Annotated in this window: 23 protein-coding genes; 13 read left to right on the plus strand and 10 right to left on the minus strand. The window is 62.2% G+C overall.

From position 1 onward, the window contains the following. Positions 1 to 3 precede the first annotated feature (3 nt). Complete coding sequence (locus K8B33_RS10365) at positions 4 to 552, minus strand: hypothetical protein (RefSeq protein ID WP_223426165.1); 549 nt, start codon at positions 550 to 552, stop codon at positions 4 to 6. A 39-nt stretch (positions 553 to 591) separates the two neighbouring features. Continuing rightward, positions 592 to 1,488 (minus strand): AEC family transporter, encoded by an 897-nt coding sequence (locus K8B33_RS10370; RefSeq protein ID WP_223426166.1) that lies wholly within the window; start codon positions 1,486 to 1,488, stop codon positions 592 to 594. Between the two features lie 395 nt (positions 1,489 to 1,883). Here K8B33_RS10370 and K8B33_RS10375 point away from each other — a divergent pair, with 395 nt between their 5' ends. Next, on the plus strand, positions 1,884 to 3,515 hold the full coding sequence (locus K8B33_RS10375; RefSeq protein ID WP_223426167.1) for a DcrB/PsbP domain-containing protein: 1,632 nt from the start codon (positions 1,884 to 1,886) through the stop codon (positions 3,513 to 3,515). 47 nt (positions 3,516 to 3,562) lie between these two features. On the opposite strand, the gene K8B33_RS10380 is transcribed toward K8B33_RS10375, so the two are convergent. The 7 genes from K8B33_RS10380 to sufB are packed head-to-tail and all read right to left on the minus strand — an operon-like array spanning position 3,563 to position 9,788. Further along, entirely contained in the window at positions 3,563 to 4,039 is a 477-nt protein-coding gene (locus tag K8B33_RS10380; RefSeq protein WP_223426168.1) for a SufE family protein, read from the minus strand. A gap of 20 nt (positions 4,040 to 4,059) precedes the next feature. Further along, complete coding sequence (gene sufT / locus K8B33_RS10385; RefSeq protein ID WP_223426170.1) at positions 4,060 to 4,608, minus strand: putative Fe-S cluster assembly protein SufT; 549 nt, start codon at positions 4,606 to 4,608, stop codon at positions 4,060 to 4,062. Continuing rightward, positions 4,605 to 4,967 carry a HesB/IscA family protein gene (locus K8B33_RS10390; RefSeq protein WP_223426173.1) on the minus strand — a complete coding sequence of 121 codons (363 nt, stop codon included), beginning with the start codon at positions 4,965 to 4,967 and terminating at the stop codon, positions 4,605 to 4,607. Before K8B33_RS10390 ends, sufT begins: the two co-directional genes overlap by 4 nt. Before the next feature lie 22 nt (positions 4,968 to 4,989). Beyond that, a complete protein-coding gene (locus tag K8B33_RS10395) occupies positions 4,990 to 6,216 on the minus strand; it encodes an aminotransferase class V-fold PLP-dependent enzyme (protein WP_223426175.1) in 1,227 nt (408 codons plus the stop codon). After that, positions 6,213 to 7,535 (minus strand): Fe-S cluster assembly protein SufD, encoded by a 1,323-nt coding sequence (gene sufD, locus K8B33_RS10400; protein ID WP_223426177.1) that lies wholly within the window; start codon positions 7,533 to 7,535, stop codon positions 6,213 to 6,215. Before sufD ends, K8B33_RS10395 begins: the two co-directional genes overlap by 4 nt. Further along, the gene (gene sufC, locus K8B33_RS10405) at positions 7,532 to 8,290 is read right to left on the minus strand and encodes a Fe-S cluster assembly ATPase SufC (protein WP_223426178.1); all 759 of its coding nucleotides are present in this window, start codon (positions 8,288 to 8,290) and stop codon (positions 7,532 to 7,534) included. The genes sufD and sufC overlap by 4 nt, the downstream gene beginning before the upstream one ends. Before the next feature lie 55 nt (positions 8,291 to 8,345). Continuing rightward, on the minus strand, positions 8,346 to 9,788 hold the full coding sequence (sufB, locus tag K8B33_RS10410) for a Fe-S cluster assembly protein SufB (RefSeq protein ID WP_223426179.1): 1,443 nt from the start codon (positions 9,786 to 9,788) through the stop codon (positions 8,346 to 8,348). 324 nt (positions 9,789 to 10,112) lie between these two features. Here sufB and ndk point away from each other — a divergent pair, with 324 nt between their 5' ends. The 12 genes from ndk (at position 10,113) to K8B33_RS10470 (ending at position 24,119) form a co-directional block, all read left to right on the plus strand. Next, a complete protein-coding gene (gene ndk / locus K8B33_RS10415) occupies positions 10,113 to 10,544 on the plus strand; it encodes a nucleoside-diphosphate kinase (RefSeq protein WP_223426180.1) in 432 nt (143 codons plus the stop codon). A gap of 18 nt (positions 10,545 to 10,562) precedes the next feature. Further along, complete coding sequence (rlmN, locus tag K8B33_RS10420) at positions 10,563 to 11,708, plus strand: 23S rRNA (adenine(2503)-C(2))-methyltransferase RlmN (RefSeq protein ID WP_223426181.1); 1,146 nt, start codon at positions 10,563 to 10,565, stop codon at positions 11,706 to 11,708. Further along, on the plus strand, positions 11,708 to 12,490 hold the full coding sequence (gene pilW, locus K8B33_RS10425; protein WP_223426182.1) for a type IV pilus biogenesis/stability protein PilW: 783 nt from the start codon (positions 11,708 to 11,710) through the stop codon (positions 12,488 to 12,490). The genes rlmN and pilW overlap by 1 nt, the downstream gene beginning before the upstream one ends. Beyond that, on the plus strand, positions 12,487 to 13,305 hold the full coding sequence (locus tag K8B33_RS10430; protein ID WP_223426183.1) for a RodZ domain-containing protein: 819 nt from the start codon (positions 12,487 to 12,489) through the stop codon (positions 13,303 to 13,305). The genes pilW and K8B33_RS10430 overlap by 4 nt, the downstream gene beginning before the upstream one ends. A gap of 28 nt (positions 13,306 to 13,333) precedes the next feature. Continuing rightward, positions 13,334 to 14,470: a flavodoxin-dependent (E)-4-hydroxy-3-methylbut-2-enyl-diphosphate synthase gene (ispG, locus tag K8B33_RS10435; RefSeq protein ID WP_223427106.1), complete on the plus strand. Its 1,137-nt coding sequence runs from the start codon at positions 13,334 to 13,336 to the stop codon at positions 14,468 to 14,470. A gap of 29 nt (positions 14,471 to 14,499) precedes the next feature. Beyond that, entirely contained in the window at positions 14,500 to 15,783 is a 1,284-nt protein-coding gene (gene hisS / locus K8B33_RS10440; RefSeq protein WP_223426185.1) for a histidine--tRNA ligase, read from the plus strand. Between the two features lie 12 nt (positions 15,784 to 15,795). After that, a complete protein-coding gene (locus K8B33_RS10445; RefSeq protein ID WP_223426187.1) occupies positions 15,796 to 16,440 on the plus strand; it encodes a YfgM family protein in 645 nt (214 codons plus the stop codon). Continuing rightward, the gene (gene bamB, locus K8B33_RS10450; RefSeq protein ID WP_223426190.1) at positions 16,437 to 17,579 is read left to right on the plus strand and encodes an outer membrane protein assembly factor BamB; all 1,143 of its coding nucleotides are present in this window, start codon (positions 16,437 to 16,439) and stop codon (positions 17,577 to 17,579) included. Before K8B33_RS10445 ends, bamB begins: the two co-directional genes overlap by 4 nt. A gap of 11 nt (positions 17,580 to 17,590) precedes the next feature. Further along, positions 17,591 to 18,979, plus strand: a complete 1,389-nt coding sequence (der, locus tag K8B33_RS10455; protein ID WP_223426193.1) for a ribosome biogenesis GTPase Der — start codon at positions 17,591 to 17,593, stop codon at positions 18,977 to 18,979. A gap of 60 nt (positions 18,980 to 19,039) precedes the next feature. Continuing rightward, positions 19,040 to 21,160, plus strand: a complete 2,121-nt coding sequence (locus K8B33_RS10460) for a TonB-dependent receptor plug domain-containing protein (protein WP_223426195.1) — start codon at positions 19,040 to 19,042, stop codon at positions 21,158 to 21,160. Between the two features lie 80 nt (positions 21,161 to 21,240). Further along, complete coding sequence (locus K8B33_RS10465; RefSeq protein ID WP_223426198.1) at positions 21,241 to 22,164, plus strand: ABC transporter substrate-binding protein; 924 nt, start codon at positions 21,241 to 21,243, stop codon at positions 22,162 to 22,164. Then, complete coding sequence (locus K8B33_RS10470) at positions 22,161 to 24,119, plus strand: ATP-binding protein (RefSeq protein WP_223426201.1); 1,959 nt, start codon at positions 22,161 to 22,163, stop codon at positions 24,117 to 24,119. The genes K8B33_RS10465 and K8B33_RS10470 overlap by 4 nt, the downstream gene beginning before the upstream one ends. A 28-nt stretch (positions 24,120 to 24,147) precedes the next feature. Here the strand turns inward: K8B33_RS10470 and xseA are convergent, their stop codons facing one another. Further along, the gene (xseA, locus tag K8B33_RS10475; protein ID WP_223426203.1) at positions 24,148 to 25,518 is read right to left on the minus strand and encodes an exodeoxyribonuclease VII large subunit; all 1,371 of its coding nucleotides are present in this window, start codon (positions 25,516 to 25,518) and stop codon (positions 24,148 to 24,150) included. Positions 25,519 to 25,551 lie beyond the last annotated feature (33 nt).

A 25,551-nucleotide genomic window follows, 5' to 3' on the forward strand; every position in this document is an offset into this window, starting at 1 on the left:
TCGTTATGCCGGTGAGGCGTCCCGTCGGGTGGTGGCGAACCGCTGTTCCAGTTGCCTTGCGACCGCACTCAGGTCGGGTCTGGTCATGGCGGTGGAAAGCAGGCCGTAGCCGATGGCCAGCAGTGCGTAACCGATTTCCGCATCCAGATACGATAGACACAGGGCCAGGATGATGGGCAGATCGATAATGCCCAGCAGCATCATGGTGCCTGTCTGCACGCGCAACGCAACCTCTTGCCTTGTCGTCATTCGAGCAGCGGGCGTCGGCAGCCTGATGGCACTCAGGCGTTCGGGTGCCAGCAACCGGGTCGTGAGCGGACGTGTGCCCAGCAGAAACAGGCCAAAAAGTGCGAGCATCCCGGTGTACCCTGGAACAGGCGGGATGGGCAGAATCTTTTCGGCAGGCGGCGTGGTCGGCGGAAAGGTGAACAGAAGATAAAAGGCTCCTGCCATCGCCAGTGGCGCCACCACCATGATGGCTATCCACAGAAAGAAGATACGGCGTGTCAGGTCATCGTAGTGTTTGCCCGCGTGCGGTGTGCTTCCCTTCATATTGTTACGCTCCTTGTTAATGTTCACCCTGTTGATGCGTTACGGCAGAAAATGATTGAACAGCGGTACGCTGATCAGTGACACCACGATGCCGATGCCGACAATGCGACTGGCCAAACCCGGTGCCAACCCGTGCTGTTGGGCCAGAATGCCGGCGGTGATCATGGGCGCCATGGCACCTTGTAACACAGCGATGGATAGTGCGTCGCCGGTAACATTCAGGCTTGTCGCTACTCCCCAGATCAACAGCGGTGCGAGCAGCAGCTTCCAGCCCAGGCCCCAGGCCATCGGGCCGGCTTCGTTGCCCGGCATTTTCAGTTTGAGTTGCATGCCCACTGAGAACAGCGCCAGCGGTGTCAGGGTGGAGCCCAGGCGGGCGGCGACTTCGCTCAGGGGTTCCGGTAATCCACCCACAGTGCGCAGTGCGAAGGCAGCAATCAGCGCGATGAACGCAGGGAACAGCAAGACGCGCCGGGCCAGCTGGCGCGGCGCGATATGTTGGCCGGAGTACAGGGCGGCGACGATCACGCCCAGGGAAGAGAGCACGAGAAAAGAGCCGAGCTGATCGGCGATTACCGCAGTGCCCAGGGCTTCAGTGCCGCGCAGTGCTTCGATCAATGGGTAGCCGACAAAGGCGGTATTGCCCAACCCGCAGGTCAGTACCAGCGCACCGATCTGGCCCCGGCTCCAGCCGCGCCAGCGACCGACCGCGGCAAGCAATGCCCAGGCACCGAGAAACACGCCCCACATGGCCAGTGCCGGAAACAGCATGCTGGCGGACCACTGCAACCGGGTGATCTGGTCCAGCACCAGCGAGGGCAGGGCGATATACAGCATCCACCAGTTCAGCGACGCGGACAGCCCTTCAGGGTGCTTGAGCCGTGCGACCAGCACCCCGGCGCCCAGGCAGATCAATACCAGCCAGAGGGCGCTCATTGCGTGGCGGCCTCCATAGGCAGCGGTATACAGGGGTGGGCTGGCAATCTGGTCACACGGGGCCTCGCTGGAGCTATGCAATCTGAAGGCGCAAGTATAGAGGTTGGGGGAGGCTACGGAAAATCCGTCTTTGGTGGCAAACGGGCGCCGCGCGGGCTGGTTGTCGGGGCCAGCGGCCGGTTATGAAATTGCTGGCACAATGCCATTAGATTTTTGATTCTTGTTCCGGTTAATTTTCTTTTTGGAAAAAATAAAGACATAAAATATTTATTGAAAGATTTTATATGCTCTGACATTGTCGGCGTGATTGCTTTATGGCGTCTTTTTGCGCGTGTTTTGATGTCATATTGCCATCATATAAAAACAGGAACTCATATCGACATGGGGGTCGAAGAATGAAGAAAATATTGGAAGTCGCTGGCATTTCGCTGCTGGCAATGGCGCTTGGCGCCTGCAGCAACGAAGACGAAAAAGCCGTGGATACCATGGCCAGTGTTGAGAGCGTTGGCGGCGCTGAAGGTGCGCAGGCTGAAGGTGTGCAGAGTGTGACGCCACCTCCGGGGTCCTATCGGCTCAGTTGCAGCAACGCTTCAGTGAACAACGATGTGTTGTCCGCCTCCTGCAAGACGCTGGACGGTGGTACGGTCTCCGCGACGCTTCAGGGGGTCAGTGGTTGCCAGGGGCAGATCATGAACGGCGGTGATATCGGTAATATCGACGGCAGTCTGATCTGTATTCCGGATCTGCCGAAGGTTGTGCCGGGTGCGACCTTCCCAAACTCCGAGATGACCATCAATGGCTGGATTTATGGCGGCGATGAGCAGGCGATCCACCAACACGCCTGGAGCATCTGGGCCGGGCTGACGAAGCAGGCTGGCACGGTGGACGGGCAGCCGGTGCGTGCCTTTGAAACCTGGGCGACGCCGAGCAACATGATTTACCGGATGCACAATGAAACCGCGCCGCCACAGCGGCGTCTGGATCTGGCGCCAGCACGGCAGTTGCGCAACGTGACGCCAGAAGTGGCCGCCATGGCCAGTGGTGACAGCGTGAGTGATGGCGATACCGGTATTGCCGTTTCCGTTGCCTACAACCCGCCTGCGGCACGGCATGCCATCAACAATCGTCTTTTCCTGCAAAGCACGCTGGATCAGTTGATCAAGGATGGTTACACGGATATTCCCGATTTCCCGGTCAATGCCATCACCATCAAGCCGGTCTACAAGGTCATCAATGCCAGCAATACCGAGAATGGCATTTACACGTTCCCGGGCTGGCCCGGTACGCCCGACCCGGCCAAAACCTTTGGTGAGGGTGACTGGGGTGCTTGCGTCTATGTGGATATCAACGGTTCGGGTCGTGGCGGTAACAGCATCGATGCCGGGTGCCAGGGGCGTAGTGCGGACAACACGTTTTTCCTGAACAACTTTATCCACCACCCGGTTACCGAAGCGGATGCGGAGTATCTGGCCGCGCAGCTGAGCGTCAAGGTGGCGCCCGGTGATTACGTGATTCTGGTCGGCATGCACGTGGCGACGCGGGAGATCAAGCGCTGGGTGTGGCAGACCTTCTGGTGGGCAGCGGACGCTGACGCGCCCTATGCACCCAGCAGCAAGGCCATTGCCGCGGCCCGTCCGGCAGAGCTGGATGACGCGGCAGCGCACTATGCCATGAGTGTGGCCTACAGCATGGTGTCACCGGCGCAGCCGATTACCGGCGGCGAAAACGTGGGGCAGCCGGTCATCGCATATAACCCGCATCTGGAAGCCGGATTTGATCCGGGTGTGTTCCAGATTTCCCGGCCGATCAATGGCACGGATCGCTACGATTATGGTGTGCAGACGAACTGCATGACCTGTCACGGTCTGGCGGTTTACGACCCGACGGTGGATTACAGCGACAGCGCCAATCGGGAGAAGCCCTACGCCACGGATTTCTATATCGGTCTGGATGATGCGTTCTTTGAAGGCAAGCTGAGGCTGGATTTTGCCTGGTCAATTCTCGGCGTGATGGAGCTCGATAAGTAATCGCATGATCGTTGCACCGGGTACGGATAACGTGCCCGGTGCAGTCTTTACAGGCGCGCGTTCGCTTCGCCTTGAATACGGCTGACCATGGCGCGTACACCGTTACCGCGCGTGGGGCTGAGATGCTTGAGCAGATCGATTTTTGAAAAGTAATCAGCCATGTCGTAATCGGCAATCTGTTGCGGGGTTTTGTGGTTCAGCGCCGCCAGGACAATGGCGGCGAGTCCGCGGACGATCAGCGCATCACTGTCCACTGCCATATGCAGGCAGCCATTCTCGGCGTCATGCTGCAATTCAAGCCAGACCTGGCTCTGGCATCCCCGAATAAAGCGGTCTTCGGTTTTCAGTGCAGCGGGAAACGGCGGCAGTTGTTTGCCAAGATCAATGATGTAGCCGTAGCGCTCTTCCCAGTCATCGAAGAAAGACAGGTTATCGACCACGTCGTCAGCGGTGATATCGCGGCCCAGGCCGATACTATTCATGTCGAGGCTGTTCATATCAAGGCCATCAGTGCCAGAGCTCATGCTGCAGATATCCTGTGCCATCAAAAAATGCCCAACTCCACCTGCGCTTCTTCGCTGATCATGTCGCGGCTCCAGGGTGGGTCGAACAGCAGTGCCACTTCCACCTTGTCCACGTTCGGCACGCGTGCCAGGCGGTATTCAACATCACTGACCAGCACCGGCCCCATGCCGCAGGTGGGCGCGGTCAGGGTCATCCGCACCTGCACCACGTTCTGGTCGTCACGACGGATGATGTCATAGCCGTACACCAGCCCGAGGGAGAGGATGCTGACCGGAATTTCGGGATCGTAGATGGTATCCAGGGTGCGCTGGATATCGTCCATGCGCACGCTGCCGTCACTTTCCGGTGGATCAAAGCTCAGTGACAAGGGCTCCATGCCGATGGCATCGGCATCGGTGCCGTCGATGCGCAGCATGTTGCCATTCCAGGTGACGGTAAAGGTGCCACCCAGTGCCTGGCGCAGATTCACGAAACTGTTTTTCGGGATGGTCACGGGGGTGCCGGCAGGCACCCGCCGGGCAGGGACGTCGCGAGCGACGACGACAGTGCGCTGCTCTTGCTGCGTCATACCTTGACCGAAAAGCTTTCGCCGCAACCGCACTCGCCTTCGGCGTTGGGGTTACGGAATTTGAAGAAGCGATTGACGCCCTCGGTCACGTAGTCGATCTCGGTGCCGTTCACCATGGGCAGGCTTTTGGCGTCCACATAGACCGCGACATCATTGGCGATGGTGACCTGATGATCATCCCCCGCCGGTTCGTGCACATATTCCAGCACATACTTGTAGCCGGAACAGCCCGAGGGTTTGACCATCAGGCGCAAGCCACGCGCGTGTTCGCGCTGCAGTTCACTGCGCGCTTGCTGTTCCGCGCTGGCCGTCATGGAGATGCGCGGCTGGCCAGGTACGAATTGCTGTACTGAGGTCATAGCATGCTCTCAAAAAAAGCTGTCACAAGAAGCGCCGGACTTTTTCCAGCGCGGCGAACAGCCGGTCTACATCATCGCGGGTGTTGTAGGGCGCGAAGGCCGCACGCACCGTGCCGGGAATGCCGAGTGCATCCATCAGCGGCATGGTGCAGTGGTGGCCGGTGCGCACCGCAACGCCCTGTTGATCCAGCAAGGTGCCCACGTCATTGGGGTGAGCGCCTTCCAGTAAAAAGGATAGCACGGCTACCTTGTTCGGGGCGTCGCCAATGATTTTCAAGCCCGGGAAAGCCCTTGCCTGTTGTGTGGCATAGGCCAGCAGATCGGCCTCATGGGCGGCCATGGCGGTACGATCCTGTGCGCGGAACCAGCGCACGGCGGCACCGAAGGCAACGACCCCGCCGATGTGCGGGGTACCGGCTTCAAATTTGTACGGCAACTGATTCCAGGTGCTGGTTTCGAAGGTCACTTTCTCGATCATCTCGCCACCGGTCTGGTAAGGCGGCATGGCCTCCAGCAGTGCGCGGCGGCCATACAGCACGCCGACGCCGGTGGGGCCAAACAGCTTGTGCGCCGAGAAGGTGTAGAAATCACAGTCCAGTGCCTGCACATCCACCGGGAAGTGCGACACGGCCTGGGCGCCGTCTACCAGCACGGTGGCGCCCACGGTGCGGGCGCGAGCAATGATGTCCTGGACCGGATTGATAATGCCCAGCGCATTGGAGACATGCACTACGGCAACAATGCGGGTGCGCTCGTTGATCAGCGTGTCCAGGGTGGCAAGATCCAGTTCGCCGTTGTGTTCCGCTTTGAGCGGAATAACACGCAGCGTGGCGCCGGTACGCGCACAGACCTGTTGCCAGGGCACGATATTGGCGTGGTGCTCCAGGCTTGAAATCACCACCTCGTCGCCGGGCTTCAGCGTGCTGCCGCCGTAGCTCTGGGCCACCAGATTGATCGCTTCGGTGGTGCCGCGGGTCCAGATGATTTCCTCGCGGCTGGCGTTGAGCAGGGCGGCAACATCGTCCCGCGCTGTTTCAAATGCCGCCGTGGCGCGCTCGGCGAGACAGTGGGCGCCGCGGTGCACGTTGCTGTTGTCGTGCAGGTAGTAAGCCGCCAACGCATCAATGACCGCCCGGGGCTTCTGCGTGGTCGCGGCATTATCCAGATACACAAGCGGTTTGCCGTAGGCGGTTTCACCCAGAATCGGAAATTCGGCGCGCAATGTCTCGGCGTCAAAGAGTGAATTCACGCGTGCTCTGCCTCGGTCAATGCGCGCTCCAGCCAGGGCCGGGCCCATTCGACCACTGCCTCATCCGGCAGCGCGCTGAGCAGTTCATTGACGAAGCCAAAGGCCAGCATGCGCTTGGCGGCAGGCTCGGCAATACCCCGTGAGCGCAGATAAAACAGGGCCTGGGCGTCAAGCTGGCCACACGTAGTGCCGTGGCTGCACTTGACGTCGTCGTTGTAGATTTCCAGCTCCGGCTTGGTATCGACTTCGGCACCGGGAGACAGCAACAGGTTCTTGTTGCTCAGTTCGGCATTGGTGCCTTTTGCGCCCGCAAAGATATGAATGCGGCCGTTGAATACCAGGCGTGCCTTGTCGCCCGCCATGCCCTTGAACAGCTGATCACTGACGGCATGGGGCACACGGTGTTCGATGCAGATCTGGTTATCGGTATGGGTGCTGCCACGGCCGACAAAAATGCCGTTCAGTGAGGCACTGGCGCCGCTGTGCGTCATCAGCACGCGCACATCGTTGCGTCGCAGGGCATTGCCCTGCATCAACTGGAAGCTGGCGGCGCGGCTGTCGCGGCCGGGGGCCAGAATCAGTGAGCCGATATGCAGGGTGTCCGCCGCTTCGGCCTGCAAGCGGTAGTGCACCAGATCACTGTTTTCGCCGGTGGTGATTTCGGTCACCGCATTGGTGAGCACCGGCCCCTGACCGATATAGCGCTCGATCAGCGTGGCACGGCTGCCCGCGCCCAGTTGCAGTCGCAGCCGGGTGTGGCAATGGCTGGCGACATCGGCGCTGCCGAGCAGCAGGACTTCGATGGGGGCATCCAGGGCCACACCGTCGGCGACGGTCAGCAGCAGGCCATCCTGCAGGGCAGCGCTGTTGAGCCAGGCGAACGGAGTGCGCAGGGCGTCTTCGGCGATGCTCAATGGTGCCTCGGCGCTGCCGTCCAGCCGCGTCAGGCTGACGCCTTGCGGCGGCAGCTGTGACAGATCGGCATGAAAGCGGCCATTGATCAGCACCAGGCGCCAGGGCGCCAGGGGCTCCGGGAGAGCTGGCGCATTGGCGTGATCCGGGGCCTGTGTCACCAGATGGCCGGCATCCAGCGCCATCAGGCTGGTGTATTTCCACTGTTCTGTCTTTTTGCTCGGGAAGGGCAAACGGGCCAACTGCGCCAGCGCCGCCTGGCGCCAGGCGCTCAGGGCATCGGACGATGCGGCGGTCTGTTCGGCCAGGCTGTGGGCCTGGGCGGCCAGCTTCTGCGCCAGCGGCTCGACCACAGGCGTGGGGCGGGCGGCGGCGCGGTCAGCGGTGCTGGTCACGGCGTCAGTCATGCCGGGGCATCCTCCTGATCGGTGAGCCAGCCGTAGCCTTTCTGCTCCAGCTCCAGCGCCAGTTCCTTGCCGCCGGATTTGAGAATCCGGCCGCCGGCCAGCACGTGCACGTGATCCGGGACGATATAGTCCAGCAGGCGCTGATAGTGGGTCACCAGGACGATGGCACGATCCGGGCTGCGCAGGGAATTCACGCCGCGGGCGACCACTTGCAGGGCGTCGATATCCAGCCCGGAGTCGGTTTCGTCCAGCAGCGCCAGGCGCGGCTCAAGAAGCAGCATCTGCATGATTTCATTGCGCTTTTTTTCGCCGCCGGAAAAGCCCTCGTTGACGCCGCGCTTGAGGAACTGCGGATCGAGATCGACCTGTTTGCAGGTTTCGCGGGCCTTCTTCAGCAGCGTGACCGCATCCCAGGGCTCTTTGCCCTGGGCCTTGCGGGTGGCCTCCAGAGACGCCTTGAGAAACTCCAGATTGCTGACGCCGGGGATTTCCACCGGATATTGGAAGGCCAGGAACATGCCCGCGTGGGCGCGCTGCTCCGGGTCCAGCTCGCTGACATCGTGGCCATCCAGCAGCGCCTGGCCGCCGGTGATCTGATAGCCATCACGGCCGGAGAGCACATTGGTCAGGGTGCTCTTGCCGGAGCCATTGGGGCCCATGATGGCGTGTACCTCGCCGGCTTTTACCGACAGGTTGAGCCCCTTGAGAATGTCCTGGCCCGCCACACTGGCGTGCAGATCCTTGATTTCCAGCATCTGTGTTGATTCCTGCTCTCTGTGTTCTTGAATAAGGTTGGTGAAGGCGGGCGGGTCAGCCCACGGCGCCTTCGAGGCTCACTTCCAGCAACTTCCCGGCTTCCACGGCGAATTCCATCGGCAGCTCCTTGAAGACCTCCTTGCAGAAGCCGTTGACGATCATCGATACCGCCTTCTCCGGGTCGATACCCCGGTTGCGGCACAAAAACAGCTGATCGTCGGAGACTTTCGAGGTGGTGGCTTCGTGCTCGATCATGGCCGAGGGGTTGCGGCTTTCGATATAGGGGAAGGTGTGGGCGCCGCAGGTGTCCCCCAGCAGCAGGGAATCGCACTGGGTGAAATTGCGCGCGTTCTCCGCCCGCGGGCTGATACGCACCAGGCCGCGATAGGTATTGCTGCTGCGGCCAGCGGAGATGCCCTTGGAAATGATGGTGCTGGTGGTGTTCTTGCCCAGATGGATCATCTTGGTGCCGGTGTCCGCCTGCTGCATGTGCCGGGTCAGGGCGACGGAGTAGAACTCGCCGACAGCGTTGTCGCCACGCAGGATCACGCTGGGGTACTTCCAGGTAATCGCAGAGCCGGTCTCCACCTGGGTCCAGGAGATCTTGGCGTTATCGTGGGCCACGCCGCGCTTGGTGACGAAGTTGTAGATGCCGCCCTTGCCGTTCTCGTCGCCCGGGTACCAGTTCTGCACCGTGGAGTACTTGATCTGGGCGCCCGGCAGGGCCACCAGCTCCACCACAGCGGCGTGCAGCTGATTCTCGTCGCGCATGGGCGCGGTGCAGCCTTCCAGGTAGCTCACATAGCTGCCTTCATCGGCCACGATCAGGGTGCGCTCGAACTGGCCGGTCTTGGCTTCGTTGATGCGGAAGTAGGTGGACAGCTCCATGGGGCAGCGCACGCCCTTGGGGATATAGACAAACGAGCCGTCGGAGAAGACCGCCGAGTTCAGGGCGGCGTAGAAGTTGTCGCCCTGGGGCACCACGCTGCCGAGATAGGGTTTGATCAGGTCCGGGTACTCATGCACGGCTTCGGAGATGGAGCAGAAGATCACGCCGGCTTCCAGCAGCTTGGCCTTGAAGGTGGTGCCCACGGAGACCGAATCGAACACGGCGTCTACGGCGACACCGGCCAGCATTTCCTGCTCGTGCAGGGGAATGCCCAGCTTTTCATAGGTACGCAGCAGCTCCGGGTCTACCTCATCCAGGCTCTGGGGGCGATCCGCCATGCTTTTCGGGGCCGAGTAATAGGACACCTCGTCAAAGTCCAGGGGCGGGTGATCCAGGTGCGCCCAGGTGGGCAGCGGCATGGACAGCCACTTCTTGTAGGCCTCCAGACGCCAGTCCAGCAGCCAGGCGGGCTCGCCTTTCTTGGCGGAAATGAAGCGAATCACGTCCTCGTTCAGTCCCGGGGGCAGGGTGTCTGACTCAATGGCGGAGATGAACCCCGCTGCGTAGTCCCCGCGAATCAGTTTGTCGAGCTCGGCCTGGCTAGTCATAGAGCGACCCTTGTGATCCCGGTAAGTGAGCGATGGCAATACGGCAATCGCAATACCAGAGTAAAACGGTCGGGTATTATATGCCAATGCCGGAACGATTGAAAATGATGCCTGCCCCGATTGTCCGCTCCGATGATCCGGTGTGTTAGTGTTTACTCGCTTCCAGTGCTGCGCCAGCGTTCACGGCGGTACTGCCGGAACGCTGGCGTGCGGCGGCGCAACGGTATCATATTACGCCCGTGATGCGTATAATCCGGCGCCTCTGGCGGCCTTGAGTGCGCCGTATTCACCCGTTGTCCAATGTTATGTGGAGTTGATAGTCCGATGGCTGTTGAGCGTACCCTTTCCATCATCAAACCTGATGCCGTGGCCAAGAATGTGATTGGTCAGATCGCAACCCGTTTCGAAAGCGCCGATCTGCGTCTGGTCGCCATGAAAATGGTCCAGCTCAGCCGTGAGCAGGCAGAAGGCTTCTACGCCGAGCACAAAGAGCGCCCCTTCTTCGGCGATCTGGTGGCGTTCATGACCAGTGGCCCGGTTGTGGTCCAGGTGCTCGAGGGTGAAGATGCCATCAGCAAGAACCGTGATCTGATGGGCGCTACCAACCCGAAAGACGCCGCAGCAGGCACCATCCGTGCTGATTTTGCTGTGAGCATCGACGAGAATGCCGTACACGGCTCTGACTCGCCGGCATCCGCCGAGCGTGAAATCGCCTATTTCTTCAAACAGGAAGAAGTCTGCGCACGTATTCGCTGATTAAAGGTCGAACCCCTCATGAGTGCTGAAGAGAAGGTCAACCTGCTGGGATTTTCCTACCCCGAGATGGAGGCATTCTGCCTGGAGATCGGGGAGAAGAAGTTCCGTGCCCAGCAGTTGCTGAAATGGATCCACCATCATCAGGTGGATGATTTCGAGCAGATGACGGATCTTGGCAAGGCGCTGCGCACGAAACTGGCGCGGCTGGCGGAGATTCGTCCGCCGGAAGTGCTGCATGAGGGGATTTCCCGGGATGGCACGCGCAAATGGGTGTTCAAGGTGGACGGCGGCGGCGCGGTGGAAACCGTGTTCATCCCCGACGGTCGCCGTGGCACCTTGTGTGTGTCCTCCCAGGTCGGTTGTGCCGTGGATTGCAGTTTCTGCTCCACCGGCAAACAGGGCTTCCAGCGGGATCTGAGCAGTGCCGAGATCATCGGCCAGGTCTGGTTGGCCAGCAAGGCGTTCGGCCCGCGCCGCAATCTCGGCCAGCACCCGGTCACCAATGTGGTGATGATGGGTATGGGCGAGCCGCTGCTGAATTATGACAATGTGGTGCGCGCCATGCGCATCATGAAAGACGACTTCGGGTACGGCATCTCCAAGCGCCGGATCACGCTGAGCACCTCGGGCGTGGTACCCATGATCGACAAGCTCAGCGATGAGATGGACGTGTCGCTGGCGATTTCGCTGCACGCGCCCAACGATGCGCTGCGCAATGAGCTGGTGCCGCTCAACCGCAAGTACCCGCTGGAGGTGCTGCTGGCCTCCTGCAAGCGCTACAGCGAGAGCGTGCCGCACCGCCACAAGTCGATCACCATGGAGTACGTGTTGCTCCGGGGCATCAACGACCAGATTGAGCATGCACGGCAGTTGGTCAAGCTGCTACGTAACACCTTCCCGGTGAAGATCAACCTGATTCCGTTCAACCCGTTCCCGCATTCCGGGTACGAGCGCCCGGCCAAGCCGGACGTGCTGGCATTCCATAAGTACCTGAATGACAATGGTTTGATGACTACCATCCGCACCACCCGTGGCGATGATATCGACGCGGCCTGCGGCCAGCTGGTAGGCGAGGTCATGGACCGGACCCGGCGCAGCGAGCGCTGGCAACAGTCGGTCTTCCTGCGCAGTCACTCACCGGGCGATGAGGTTACTTCAGCGTAATGACAACACGATTCAGGCAATACGGCGCGATGGCGGCAGCGTTGCTGCTGGTGGGTTGCATGACGGCCACGCCGCAGCGTGAAGTGAGAACCGCCGAAGCGATCCAGCATCGTATCGCGGCGGGCATGGAATACCTGCAGATGGGCAAGCCCAACGAGGCGCGCCAGCATCTGTCCCGCGCTGTTGAGCTCGACAGCCGCAATGCGCCAGCACACAACGCCATGGCGCTCTTGTACAAGTACGAGGGCGATGACGAGCGCGAGGCCTACCACTATCGCCAGGCGCTGCGCGCAGACAGGAACTATTCACCGGCACGCAATAATCTTGGCATCCTGATGTACCAGCAGGGCAACTACCGTGGTGCCTTGCGCGAGTTCGAGCGTGCGGCCAATGATCCGGGCTACAACAACCGTGGTGCTGCGTTCGAGAATATGGCGCGTTGTCATCTGGCACTGGGTAACCGCTCGGAGGCTATCGAGTATTTCAATCGCTCCCTGCGCCTGACGCCGGACGTCTCCAGCACGCTGATAGAATTGGGCAATCTGTATCTCGCGGAAAACAATCCGCGGCTCGCCCGTCGGTATATGGATCAGTATGACCGTGTCGTGCAGACCCCCAGCGCCGGCGCGTTGTGGTTGGGTGTGCGGCTGGCGGCCGCAGAGGGCAACAGCGCCCGGCAGACCGAACTGGAGCGCAAGCTCAGCGAAGAATTTCCCAATGCTGCCGAGACCCGCGCCTGGCGCGCCTGGCGCGATGACAAGAGCCGGGGGGCTGCTGGATGAGCGACGAAATGAATCTGCCCGGCCAGCGACTCAAGGCTGAGCGCACACGAAAGGGGCTGTCTGAGCAGGATGTGGCCGCGCGGCTGCACCTGTCCATGACCTATCTCCGGGCGCTGGAAGCGGATGATTATGACAAGCTGCCGGAGGCGGCGTTCGTCAAAGGCTATGTGCGCAACTACGCGCGCCTGCTCGGCATGCCAGCAGAAGAGCTGGTCAATCAGTTCAAGGCGCTGGTGGCTGATGAGCAGCGTGAGAATCTGATTTCGCCGGTGCACACCATGCACCCGTCGGGCAAGCCTTTCTGGCTGATCCCGGTGCTGGCGATCGCCATTGTGGCAATCATTGCTGTCAGCTGGTGGGTAACCCGCCCGGACGGAACAGATGTGCCACAGATTGCGGAGCGCCCGGCAGAGATTACGGTCGTGCCGCCGGACGAGCCAGCCACGTTGGATGATCAGGCTGAGGTGGCCGTGGCACGGGATAATCCGGCGCCGGAAATGGCACCGGGCACGGCGGTGCCGGAACCTGAACCCGTCGGGGAGCCCCCGGCGGTTGTCTCACCGAGTGAGCCGGTCATCGACCGGCTCCAGATCAGTTTTTCTGCAGAGTGCTGGGTGGAGGTCAACGACGCCGCCGGCGAGCGCCTGTTTCAGGGCAAGCGAGACGCCGGGGGCACGCTGTCCTTGCGCGGCGAGGCGCCGTTCAGTGTGACGCTGGGCAACGCGGCAGCTGTCGCTCGACTGCAGTTCAATGGTGAGACGATGTCTCTGCCCCAGGGGGCACCCGGCCGTGTAGTGCGCATCTCGGTGCCCTGAGTCTGGCTTGGAAGCGAACACGATGGACATGCAGCCCGAAATCACAATTCCGCGGCGCAAAACGCGGCAGATCATGGTAGGCAAGGTGCCCGTGGGCGGCGATGCGCCGATTGCGGTGCAGAGCATGACCAATACCGAGACCTGTGATGTCGACGCCACGGTGGCGCAGATACAGCGCCTGGCTGATGTCGGCGCAGATATCGTGCGGGTGTCCGTGCCGAGCATGGAAGCGGCCGAAGCGTTCGGCAAGATTCGTCAGCGCGTCAGTGTGCCGCTGGTGGCGGACATCCATTATGACTACCGCATTGCCCTGAAAGTCGCGGATGAAGGCGCAGACTGCTTGCGCATCAACCCCGGCAATATCGGTCGCGAGGACCGCGTGCGGGCAGTGATTCAATCGGCCCGGGATCACGGCATCCCGATTCGCATCGGCGTTAATGCCGGTTCGCTGGAAAAGGAACTGCAACGCAAGTACGGCGAGCCTTGCAGTGACGCACTGGTGGAGTCCGCCCTGCGGCATGCAGAGATTCTCGATGCCCACGACTTCCAGGATTACAAGATAAGCGTCAAGGCCTCCAACGTGTTCATGACGGTGCAGGCCTATCGCAAACTGTCTGCGCAGATCGAGCAGCCGCTGCACCTCGGCGTCACCGAAGCCGGGGTATTTCGCTCCGGCACGGTGAAGTCGGCCGTGGCGATGGGCATGCTGTTGATGGAAGGCATCGGCGACACTATCCGGGTGTCCCTGGCGGCAGATCCGGTGGAAGAGATTCGCGTGGGATTCGATATCCTCAAGAGCCTGAATCTGCGCAAGAAAGGCGTCAACATCATCGCCTGCCCGAGCTGTTCCCGGCAGAACTTCGATGTGATTGCCACCGTCAACGAGCTGGAAGCCCGGCTTGAAGATATCAATGAATCGGTAGATCTGGCAGTGATTGGCTGCCTGGTTAACGGGCCCGGAGAAGCCCGGGAAGTGGATGTCGGCCTGACCGGCGGCACGCCCAACAATCTGTCCTATGTGGACGGCGAGAAAAGCCATCATATTCGCGCCGATGACCTGGTCAACGAGCTGGAACGCATGGTGCGTGACAAGGTTGACCGGATGCGGGCGGATGAAAAAGCCGGCGTGATATTGCGCAGCGGCAGCGACGACCTTCCGCGCTGACCTGTCGCGCTGATGCCCAGGAGTTTCGATTGAGCAGGAAAATTGCCTCCGTCCGGGGGATGAATGACATTCTTCCGGCGCAGACGCCGTTGTGGCAATGGCTGGAAGCGCGTGTGAGTCGCGTGCTGGATGCCTACGGCTATAACGAGATCCGCATGCCGCTGGTCGAGCCGACCGAGTTGTTCAAACGCTCGATCGGGGAAGTCACTGATATCGTCGAAAAAGAGATGTACACCTTCGACGACCGCAACGGCGATTCACTGACGCTGCGGCCCGAGGGCACCGCAGGCTGTGTGCGTGCCTGCGAGCAGCACGGCCTGCTGTACAACCAGACCCAGCGATTGTGGTATCGCGGCCCGATGTTCCGTTACGAGCGGCCGCAAGCGGGGCGCTACCGGCAGTTCCACCAGATCGGGGTGGAAACCTTCGGCATGGCGGGCCCGGATATCGATGCGGAAATGATTCTGCTGACCGCACGCCTCTGGCGCGAGTTGGGTTTGCTGGATCAGGTGACCCTGGAACTTAACAGCCTCGGGCTGTCGGAAGACCGGGCGGCCTATCGCGAGGCACTGGTGGCCTACCTGCGGGTCCATGAGGCCCAGCTGGACGAGGACAGCCTCCGCCGTCTGGAGCGCAACCCGCTGCGGGTACTCGACAGCAAGGACCCGGGCACTCGGGCCGTGCTGGAGAATGCGCCGCAGCTGAGCGACTACCTGGGCGAGGAAGCGCGCAGCCATTTTGAGGGCCTGTGTGCCTTGCTCAACGCGGCGGGCATTGCCTATCGCCTGAATCCGGGTCTGGTGCGTGGGCTGGATTATTACGGCAAAACCGTGTTTGAGTGGGTCACCGACGCGCTTGGCGCGCAGGGCACCGTCTGTGCCGGCGGGCGCTATGACGGCCTGGTGGCCCAGCTGGGCGGCAAACCAACCCCGGCGGTGGGCTTCGCCATGGGCGTTGAGCGCCTGATTCTGTTGCTGGCACAGCGCCAGCCGGAACTGCGACCGGATGCCGAACTCTATATTGTTTCCAGTGACGCCCCGGCGGCACTGGCGTTGGCGGAGCGGTTGCGCGATGCGCTGCCGGGCCGCCGTGTGCGTTGCCATTGCGGCGGCGGGAGTTTCAAGAGCCAGATGAAGAAAGCGGATCAAAGCGGTGCCTTGTATGCATTGATCCTCGGAGAAAGCGAGTTGGCCGAAGGGCTGGTCATGGTCAAGCCACTGCGGCAGGATGGCGAGCAGCGGCAAGTGCCGCAGGCCGATGTTGCTGCCCTGGTGGGTGGTTTATTAACGCAGATCGATACACAGATCGGGTGAGGAGAGTCGCAGGTGCGCAGCGAAGAAGAACAAGCGGAAATTCTGAAGGAATGGTGGGAAAAGAACGGCCGGACCCTGATCATCACCGTGGTGTTGAGCGTGGTCGCGCTGCTGGGCTGGCGTCAGTGGAACATCAGCCAGGATGCCAGTGCTGAAAACGCCTCGGTCATCTATGAAAACATGCTGGGTTCCCTGGAGCGTGCGGGTGCCGGTGAAGATACGGACGCCATGGCAGCGGCCCGGGAGCAGGCCGAAAAGCTGGCGGACGAATACCCGCGCAGCAGCTACGCAGGCTATGCCCGCCTTGCCCTGGCACGTCTGGCAGTGATGGACGGCGATTATGAGGCGGCCGCAGAGCAGTTGCGTGCTGTCGTGGATCGCAGCCCGACGCGTGCGCTGGAATACACCGCTCGCCTGCGTCTGGCGCGGGTGTTGCTGCAGAGCGGCGATACCGACGCGGCCCTGGCGCAGGCCGAACGGCAATATCCTGAAGCCTGGCGGGCCCAGGCCCTGGAAGTGAAGGGCGACGCCCTGCGCCAGGACGAGCCGGCGGCAGCACGCGATGCCTATCGCGCTGCACTGGATGCCATGCCCGCCGGTCAAAGTGGCCGTGATCGGGTGCAAATGAAACTCGACGATATGATGTCTGCCTCGTGAAAAAACTTCTCGTCCTCGTCTGCAGCCTGCTGGTCATCGCAGGTTGCAGCAGCAATCCGCACGCCATCGAGCCCAACCCGCTGCCGGACTTCGATTCCGAGTACAAGGTGAAGCGGCTGTGGTCGCGCAATGTCGGCAAGGGTATTGGCAAGGCGTATCTGCACCTTTCGCCGGCGGCCACCCACCGTGCGGTATACGCGGCGGATCTGGAAGGACGGGTCATGGCGTTTGGCCACGAGCGTGGTCGGCGTCAATGGCGCAACGATACCGATGACCGCATCAGCGGTGGTCTCTATGCGGGGTATGGCATGGTGGTCTACGGCACCCGCGAAGGGGATGCCGTGGCGCTGTCCGAGGAGGACGGCAGCGAGCTCTGGCGGGTGCGCCTGAGCAGCGAAATTCTGGCCGCACCGGCGGCCAATGCGGATGTGGTGATATTCAAGACACTGGATGGCCAGGTTATTGCACTCGATATCGAGGACGGCTCTGAACAGTGGCGGTTCGATGACCCGGTACCGATTCTGGTGCTGCGCGGTGCGGCCCGCCCGACCATTGTCGGCAATCGGGTCTATGTCGCGTTTGCCAGCGGCAAGGTCGCTTCACTGGATATCGCCAACGGCGTGCCGGTCTGGGAGCGTCGTGTGGCGGAGCCGACGGGACGTTCCGAACTGGAGCGCCTGGTGGACATTACCAACAACCTGATTGTGGAAGGGGGCGGGGTTTTTGCCGCGTCCTTCCAGGGGCAGGTGGCGGTGCTGGATGAAGATAACGGTCGCCCGTACTGGGGCAAGGAACTGTCAAGCTACGGCATGATGGCTTCCAGACTCGGCACCCTGTTTGTCAGTGATGCCACTGGTCATGTGTGGGCCATTGATCAGCGCACCGGCAACTCGCTCTGGAAACAGGACCTGCTGTACGGGCGTCAGCTCACAGGTGCGGCGGTCCAGCGTAACCAGGTAGTCGTGGGTGACAAGGAAGGCTATCTGCACTGGCTGGATGCCACCACCGGCCACATTACCGCCCGCCGTCGGCACCACCGTAAGGGGTTTGCCGCAGCGCCGGTAGCCTATGAAAATGTTGTTTATGTATTTGGCCGACGTGGCCGACTGGCGGCTTATACGATTGAGCCCCGCGACTGAGACCTGCTTCGATGAAACCCGTACTGGCACTGGTGGGCCGCCCCAATGTGGGCAAGTCCACCCTGTTCAATCGTCTGACCCGCACCCGTGATGCGCTGGTGGCAGACTTTCCCGGCCTGACCCGGGATCGCAAGTACGGCATGGGTCGTGTCGGCGAGCGCCCCTATGTTGTCATTGATACCGGTGGCATCGGTGAGGGGCTGGAAGGCGTCGAGGCGCCGATGACCGAGCAGGCCAGTGCGGCGCTGGCGGAAGCCCATGCTGTGCTGTTTCTGGTGGACGGGCGTGCTGGCCTGACAGTGGCGGACCAGCAGCTGGCCAAAGACATGCGCGCGCTGAACAAGCCGGTGCATCTGGTGGTGAACAAGACCGACGGTGTCGACGAAGATGCCGCCATGGCCGAGTTCTACTCTCTCGGGTTGACCTCGGTACACGCCATTGCGGCCGCCCCCGGCCGCGGCGTCCGCCGCATGATGGATCAGATACTGGCGGCGTTCCCGGCCTCCGAAGCGCCGGAACCGGCGTCAGAAGAAGACGGTATCAAGGTCGCCATTCTGGGCCGTCCCAATGTAGGCAAATCCACACTGGTCAATCGCCTGCTGGGAGAGGACCGCGTGGTGGTCTATGACCTGGCCGGTACCACCCGCGATACCATTTCCATTCCGTTCGAGCGCCAGGGGCACCGGTATACCCTGATCGATACCGCCGGCATTCGCCGCCGGGGCAAGGTTTTCGAGGCGGTCGAAAAGTTCTCCGTGGTCAAGGCCATGCAGGCCATCGAAGACGCGCATGTCGTGCTGCTGGTGGTTGATGCCAGTGAAGGGCTGACCGAGCAGGACCTGCATCTGCTGGGTTACATCATTGAAGCCGGGCGCTCCGTGGTGATGGCGGTGAACAAATGGGATGGTCTGAAAGCCGACTATCGCGAACAGGTCAAGGCGGAGATCAAGCGGCGCCTGCAGTTCGCGCCCTGGATTCGCACCCATACCATTTCGGCATTGCATGGCACCGGCGTGGGCGATCTGTATCCGTATATTCACCGCGCCTATGATTCCGCGTTCCCGAAAATCAGCACCGGCCATCTGACCCGCATGATGGAAGAAGTGGTGGCCAAACATCAGCCGCCAATAGTCGGCCGCAACCGCATCAAGCTGCGCTATGCGCACATCGGTGGCGGCAACCCGCCACGGATCATTATCCATGGCAGCAAAGCCGACTCGGTGCCGACCTCCTACCAGCGCTACCTTGAAAACCGCTTCCGTGAGCTGCTCAAGCTGGAAGGCACGCCGGTGCGGGTAGAGTTCAAGAGTGGCGACAACCCGTTCGAAGGCAGGAAGAATACGCTGACCGAACGTCAGATCCGGCGCAAGAAACGGTTGATGAAACACGTCAAGAAGTAGAGCTGGCGACATCTCCGGAGTATCCTGACGCCGGTGGCGGTGTCGCTGCCAGGGGGTGCAATGAAATTTCGGGGGATGTTGGCGTTGCTCGCACTGACGGGCAATCTGCACGCGACGGAGCTGCTCTGGGTGCCCGAGGGTGCCGACGGCATACCGGTCGTGCTGACACCTGCCCGCTTGCGCCAGCCACAATCTGAGGTCCCCGCCAGTGTCACCGTCATCGATCGCGAGCTGATTGAAGCCAGCGGCGCGCGTGAACTGTACGAGCTCATGCGCCTGGTGCCGGGGATGTCCGCCGTCAAGGCGGATGGCAACGTTCCCACCGTGGCCTATCACGGCACGCAGGCCCGCGACACGCGCCGCATGCTGGTGTTGGTCGATGGTCGCTCAGTATATCAGCCCGGCTTTTCCAGGGTGCTCTGGAACGACATTCCCGTGGCGGTCAGCGACGTGGAACGTATCGAAGTGACGCGCGGCCCCAACGCGGCCTCCTACGGCGCCAATGCGGTGACCGGCATCATCAACATCATCACCCGTCATCCCCAGGACAGCCCCGATGGCAGCGTCATGTTGCGCGGTGGCAATAACGGAGTGAGTGACGCCCACGTCACCAATACCCGCCGCTGGGCGGAGGGCGCGGTGCGGACCACGGTGGCCCGGCGCAGTGATGATGGCTATGACAAGCCCTTTCGCGGGCGCGAGATTCGTGACGCCAAAGTGGTGGAAACCCTGGATATGCGGCTGGCCCATGATCTGACGGCGCGGGATACGCTGGAGGTCTTTGCCGGCGGCGCCCGCTCCGAACTGGAGCGCCTGGAAGATGGGGCGCTGCTGGACTTTTCAGCCGTGTACGGCCCGCCAGACGAACAGATGCGCAGTGGTTTTGCGCAATTGCGCTGGCAGCGGCAGTGGTCACCGGATCATGCCTCGAAAGTGCAGTTCTATGCCCAGCATTCCGATGGTGCGTTACGTGCGGATGTGTGCCCTTTTGATCCCTTGACCGGACAAGTCGGCCCCGGTGGTGGACTGCTTTACAGCCGTGAACTGCGCGAACTGTACGAAGCCAGCAACCGGGATGTCGATGCCACGCTTGCGGCCGCCGCCTCCGATCCGGCTGTCATGCAGCGATACATGACGCTGATCAGCAGCGGCGCGGGACCTTTCTGCCATCGTCTGCTGCAGGATGTGCAAGAGCAACGTCTGGATATCGAGATTGAGGATACCTTGCGCATCAGTGACCAGATCAGACTGGTTGCCGGTGCCAACGCACGCCATGACCGGGGCAAGTCCGCCGCCTTGCTGAAGGGCCGCGCGCACAACAACAGCTACGCGCTGTTTGGCAATCTGGAATTGATTCCCTTGCAGGCCCTGCATCTGAATATCGGCGGCTTCTGGCAATGGGACCAGATCAACAGCGCCCGTTTCAGCCCCCGCGTTGCGGCGATCTGGCGCCTGGCGCCCGGGCATGGCGTGCGGCTCGTGTACTCGGAGGCCGTGCGCAATGTTGACCTGTATGAAGAAAAGGCAAACACGGGTCTCCGGGCCTACAACATGCCGGCGACGTTTCGCGCAGACACCGTCGGGTTGCTGGGTTGGGATCAGCCGGAATTGTTCGTGACCCAGACTGCCGAGGGCAACCTGAAGCCGGAACGTATTCGCTCCCGCGAAGTCGGTTATTTTGGTCGCTTCATGCAATTTGAAGTGGATCTGCGTGTGTATGAAGAATCCCTGCGCGACCTCATCAGCGAGCCGACCAACCCCTTCCGGTTCGACGCCACCAATGACAACCAGGTCCGCCACCGTGGTTGGGAGGCGCAGACCAGCTGGCGACCGCACCCGCAACATCTGCTGCGCGGGACCTACGCGCGGCGCCACACGGAGGCGGACGTAGTACCGGAAAGTCGTCTGGCGGCGCGCCATATCAGCAGTATGCTGTGGCGTTATGACTTTCGGGAGGGCTGGATGTTCTCCAGTGCCTATTACCTGGCACGCCAGTACAGCAGCAGGTTTACGCACGAGCAGGCGATGGCGCAGCTGACCCGCCGTGTCCCGCTGCCGCATGGCGAACTGGCGCTCAGTGCGCAAGTAGAGCACAACCTGTCCGGCGACAGCGTTGTGTTTCGCCGAAATGATTATCGGGATCGCAGCCGCTACTGGGTCAGTGCGGCGCTGAATTTCTGACTGTGGTTGACGGGTTCACCCAGACTGATCAAGGAGAAGGCAAGGTCCTTATGCCGCCCATTCAATCTGCACGACAGCGAATGCGGCTTACACGGGCAATCGCCTGCCTGCGCGCTGTGGTGTGGGGCATGCTGTTGTGCGCCTGTGTGGCCCGGGCCGATACAGGCATCGCTCTGGCGGTGTCCGGCGCGGGGGATACTTTTCAGACCCGTTTCGGCGAGGCCTTGTCCGCCAGCCTGCAGGAAAAAGGCGAGCGACATCACTGGCGCGCACCGGCGCGCAGTGAATTGCTGATTGCCCTGGGCGACGACGCGTTTCGTGGTGCCCTGATGCTGCAGCGCCCGGTGCTGGGCGTATTTGTCAGCCGTCAGGTGGCATTGGATGCCTACGCCTCCGGGTGCGCATGCAGCGCATTTTTTCAGGAAGCAGATCCGGTACGCCAGCTGCGTCTTGCCCGGCTGCTGTTCCCGGGCGCGCGGCGTATTGCACTGGTGACCAGCCCTCAATCTGCCTGGAATGCAGGCTTGCTGCTGGCCCACGCCGAGGCCCACGATTTGCTGATCGAGCACCACACGGCGGTCAATGCCGGTGATCTGGCGCGCGGCCTGCCGCGCTGGCTGGCACAGGCTGATCTGCTGCTGGCGGTGCATGATCCGGAACTCTACAGCCCGGAGACTGCCCGGTTGGTGCTGCTGACCAGCTATCGCCAGAACAAACCCGTGATCGGCCCGGATGAGTTCTTCGTTCAGGCGGGCAGCGTTGCCAGCAGTTATACCTCCGGCGCGGACATGGTCGATCAGGTGGCTGATGCGGTGGCCCGTTTCCGGAAGCGCGGGCGCTTGCCGCCACCGGATTTCAGCGATCATATTTCCGTGCGGCTCAACGAGCATGTGGCGCGGACTTACGAAGTGCCATTGCAGGACCCGGGAAGCCTGGCGCAGCAGCTGATGCGACAATCGACGCAAGCACCATCGACGCAAGAAAGGGGAGAGACACCACGGTGATCGCGCGGCATTCGATCAGGCAGCAGCTGCGTTGGCTGGGCATCTTGCCGGCAGTGATTCTGCTGTTGTTGTTGCTGGGGCTGTTGACCTGGCAGCGCTTTGGCGACGCCGAGGCAGAGCTGTCGGGCAAAGGGCAATTCATGGTGCGGCAGCTGGCGATGGCCTCCGAGTACGGCGTGCTCTCCGGCAATCACGAGGACCTGCGCCAACAGGCGCAGCTGGCGTTGCAGGATACCGAGGTGCGCTATGTATTGTTTGCCGATGCGGAGGGTGGCACCTTGCTTTACCAGGGTGTGGCCGGTGCGATGGATGCCGATGACGCTGTGAGGCCCGCGTTGCGGGAGTTCAGCGCGCCCATTGTTCGGCAGCCTCTGACGCTGGCGTCTCCGGAGGCCGAGGCTGCCCCGGACAACCTGTCATTGAGATCGCAGATGGCGCGCCCGGAAGCCGTTGGCGAGGTGCGCCTCGGGTTGTCCGGCACCTCGGTGGCGCGCCGTCAGCGGGAAATTCTGCTGGCCAGTCTGGGGCCGGCGCTGGTGGCAATTATCGCGGCCCTCTGGATCGCCGGACGCATGGCGCGCTCACTGTCGGCGCCGATTACGCGACTTTCGCGGCTGGTGCGCGTCATTCGTGGCGGCGGCTACCACGTGCGCGGGGCGACGCCCCTGCGCGGCGAGCTGGGCGCCTTGCAGCGCGATATCAATGAGTTGGCCGCCGCGCTGGAACGGGCCCGCCGCGAACAGGATGCCGCGATGGATGACCTGCGGGATGCCAGCCAGCGCGCCGAGGCGGGTAGCCAGGCGAAAAGCGAGTTTCTGGCCATGATGAGCCATGAGTTGCGCACCCCGATGAATGGCGTGCTGGGCATGCTGCAATTGCTGGCGGTGACACCGTTGAGCCGCGAGCAGCAGGAATACGCCGGTGCGGCGGTGGAATCCACCAATCATCTGCTGGAAGTGATCAACGATATTCTGGATTTCTCGCGCATAGAATCCGGGCGCATGGAGCTCGAACAGCTGTTCTTTTCGCCGGAAGAAATGCTGCGCAACTGTATGGCAAATTTCCGCTCCCTGGCCGAGCAAAAGCAGCTGACCCTGGCGTTGCAGGGCGCCGAGGTCCTGCAGGGCCTGGAAGTGCGCTCCGACCCCACTCGCATGCGCCAGGTGCTGAGCAACCTGGTGGCCAACGCCATCAAGTTTACCGAGCAGGGCCGGGTGACTGTGCGAGTCGATTGCCAGGCGGTGCCGGGTAGCAGTCGCACAGAGTTGCGTTTGTCGGTGGAAGATACCGGCATCGGTATTGCGCCGGACAAGCTGCCCGGGCTGTTCAACGCGTTTTCCCAGGTGGATTCCTCCACATCCAGGCGTTTTGGCGGGGCCGGGCTGGGGCTGGCGATTTCCCGCCGCCTGTGCAGCATGCTGGGCGGCCAGCTGACCGTGTCGAGTACGCCGGGGCAGGGCACCTGTTTTACGGCCGTGTTCATGCTCGACAGTCGGACCGGCAGCCGCCGCGCCCCAACGCCCGCAGCAACACAGTCGCCGACCTTGCAGGGGCGTGTGCTGCTGGTGGAGGACAATGACGTCAATCGCATGGTGGCAGAGCACATGCTCAGCGGCACCGGTGCTCTGGTGGTCACTGCCGAGCACGGCGATGCCGCACTGACGCTGCTGAACAGCCAGCACTTCGATTGCGTGTTGATGGATGTGCAGATGCCAGTACTGGATGGCCTCACGGCCACCCGGCGCTGGCGCCAGCAGGAAGCCGAGGCGGGCGCCCCGCGGGTGCCGATCATCGCCCTGACCGCCAATGCCCTCTCGGGCGAGCGTGAGCGCTGTCTGGCGGCCGGGATGGATGATTATCTGGCGAAGCCGTTCCAGCGCCACGCGTTACTCAACCTGGTCGCACGCTATCTCGACAAGGGCCCGGCCGAGACCGTGTGTCCTGACGGGGGCTGATCGGTGCCCTGTTTGGTGTTCGGGGCTCTCAGGTGCGCTCGGGCAGCACCTCAGACAGAATGTCGCCGTCCACCAGCCGCGTGCGCAGGCGTGTGCCGGGTGTCACGTCCCGCACTGAACGCAATGCATCGCTGTCAGACGCATCGCCGACAAAGGTGATGCTGTAGCCCCGCGCCAGCGTCGCCAACGGGCTGGCGGTTTGCAGGCGCTGCCCCAGTTGCCCCAGGGTGCGCTGGGCATCTTGCAGCGCTCGGGGCGCAGGCAGCCGTAGCCGCCGCGTCAGCGAATCGAGATGCAGCCGGTGGCGTTGCACCCGGGCAGCGGGATTCTGGGCCCGCAGGCGCTGCCCCAGCTGATGCTGGCGCTGGTGTTGCATGGCCAGCTGGTGCTTCAGTTGCCGCCGCAGACGGGCGTCCAGCTCATCCAGCTGCTGGGCATACTGCTCCAGCTGCTGGTTCGGGTGGCGGATACGGCGGGACAAGGCAGTGACCCGCTCTGCGGCCAACGCCAGTTGCTGGCGCATCTGCCGCACCAGCCGCCGTTGCAGCGTGCGCAATAACTCGCCCGAGAGGCTCAGGTCCGGCCCCACCAGTTCTGCGGCGGCAGAGGGCGTGGGGGCGCGCAGATCGGCGGCGAAGTCGGTCAGCCCGGTGTCGATCTCGTGGCCGACGGCAGATACCACCGGAATGGCGCTGGCCGCCACATCCCGGGCCAATTGTTCATCGTTGAATGCCCACAGGTCCTCCAGAGACCCGCCGCCCCGGGCCAGAATCAGCACATCGCAGTCCTGACGGGCATTGGCCAGTGCCAGCGCAGCACGCAGCTGCCCCGGCGCGTCGCGGCCCTGCACGGCAGCGGGATAGACCAGCACCGGGATCTGCGGGCAACGGCGTTGCAGCACCTGCAGGATGTCCCGCACCGCCGCGCCACTGGGCGAGGTGATCAGGCCGATCTGCCGGGGCATGGCGGGCAGCGGCCGCTTGCGCTCCGGGTCAAACAGCCCCTCGGCGCGCAGCTTCTCCTTGAGCATCTCGAACTGCTGGCGCAGGCGGCCTTCACCGGCCTCCTCCATATGCTCAATGATCAGTTGGAAGTTGCCGCGCGGCACATACAGGCTGATGCGCGCCCGTACCAGCACCTGCAGGCCATTGCGGGGCTGGAACCGCAGCATCTGGTTACGGTTGCGGAACATGGCCGCATTGACCTGCGCCCGGTCGTCCTTGAGGCTGAAGTACAGGTGGCCGGAGCCGGGGCGGGACAGATTGGACAGCTCGCCCTCCAGCCAGACCAGCGGAAAGCTGCCTTCCAGCAGCCCCTGGGCCTCCAGATTCAGCCGGCTGACGCTGTAAACATGGCGTTCACCACCGGGGATGGGGGTATTCGGGGGAGAATTGATCATGGAGGCATACTACTGACATTTACCCGACACGCG

This window comes from Alcanivorax limicola, from assembly GCF_019931215.1.
Classification (GTDB): Bacteria; Pseudomonadota; Gammaproteobacteria; order Pseudomonadales; family Alcanivoracaceae; genus Isoalcanivorax; species Isoalcanivorax limicola.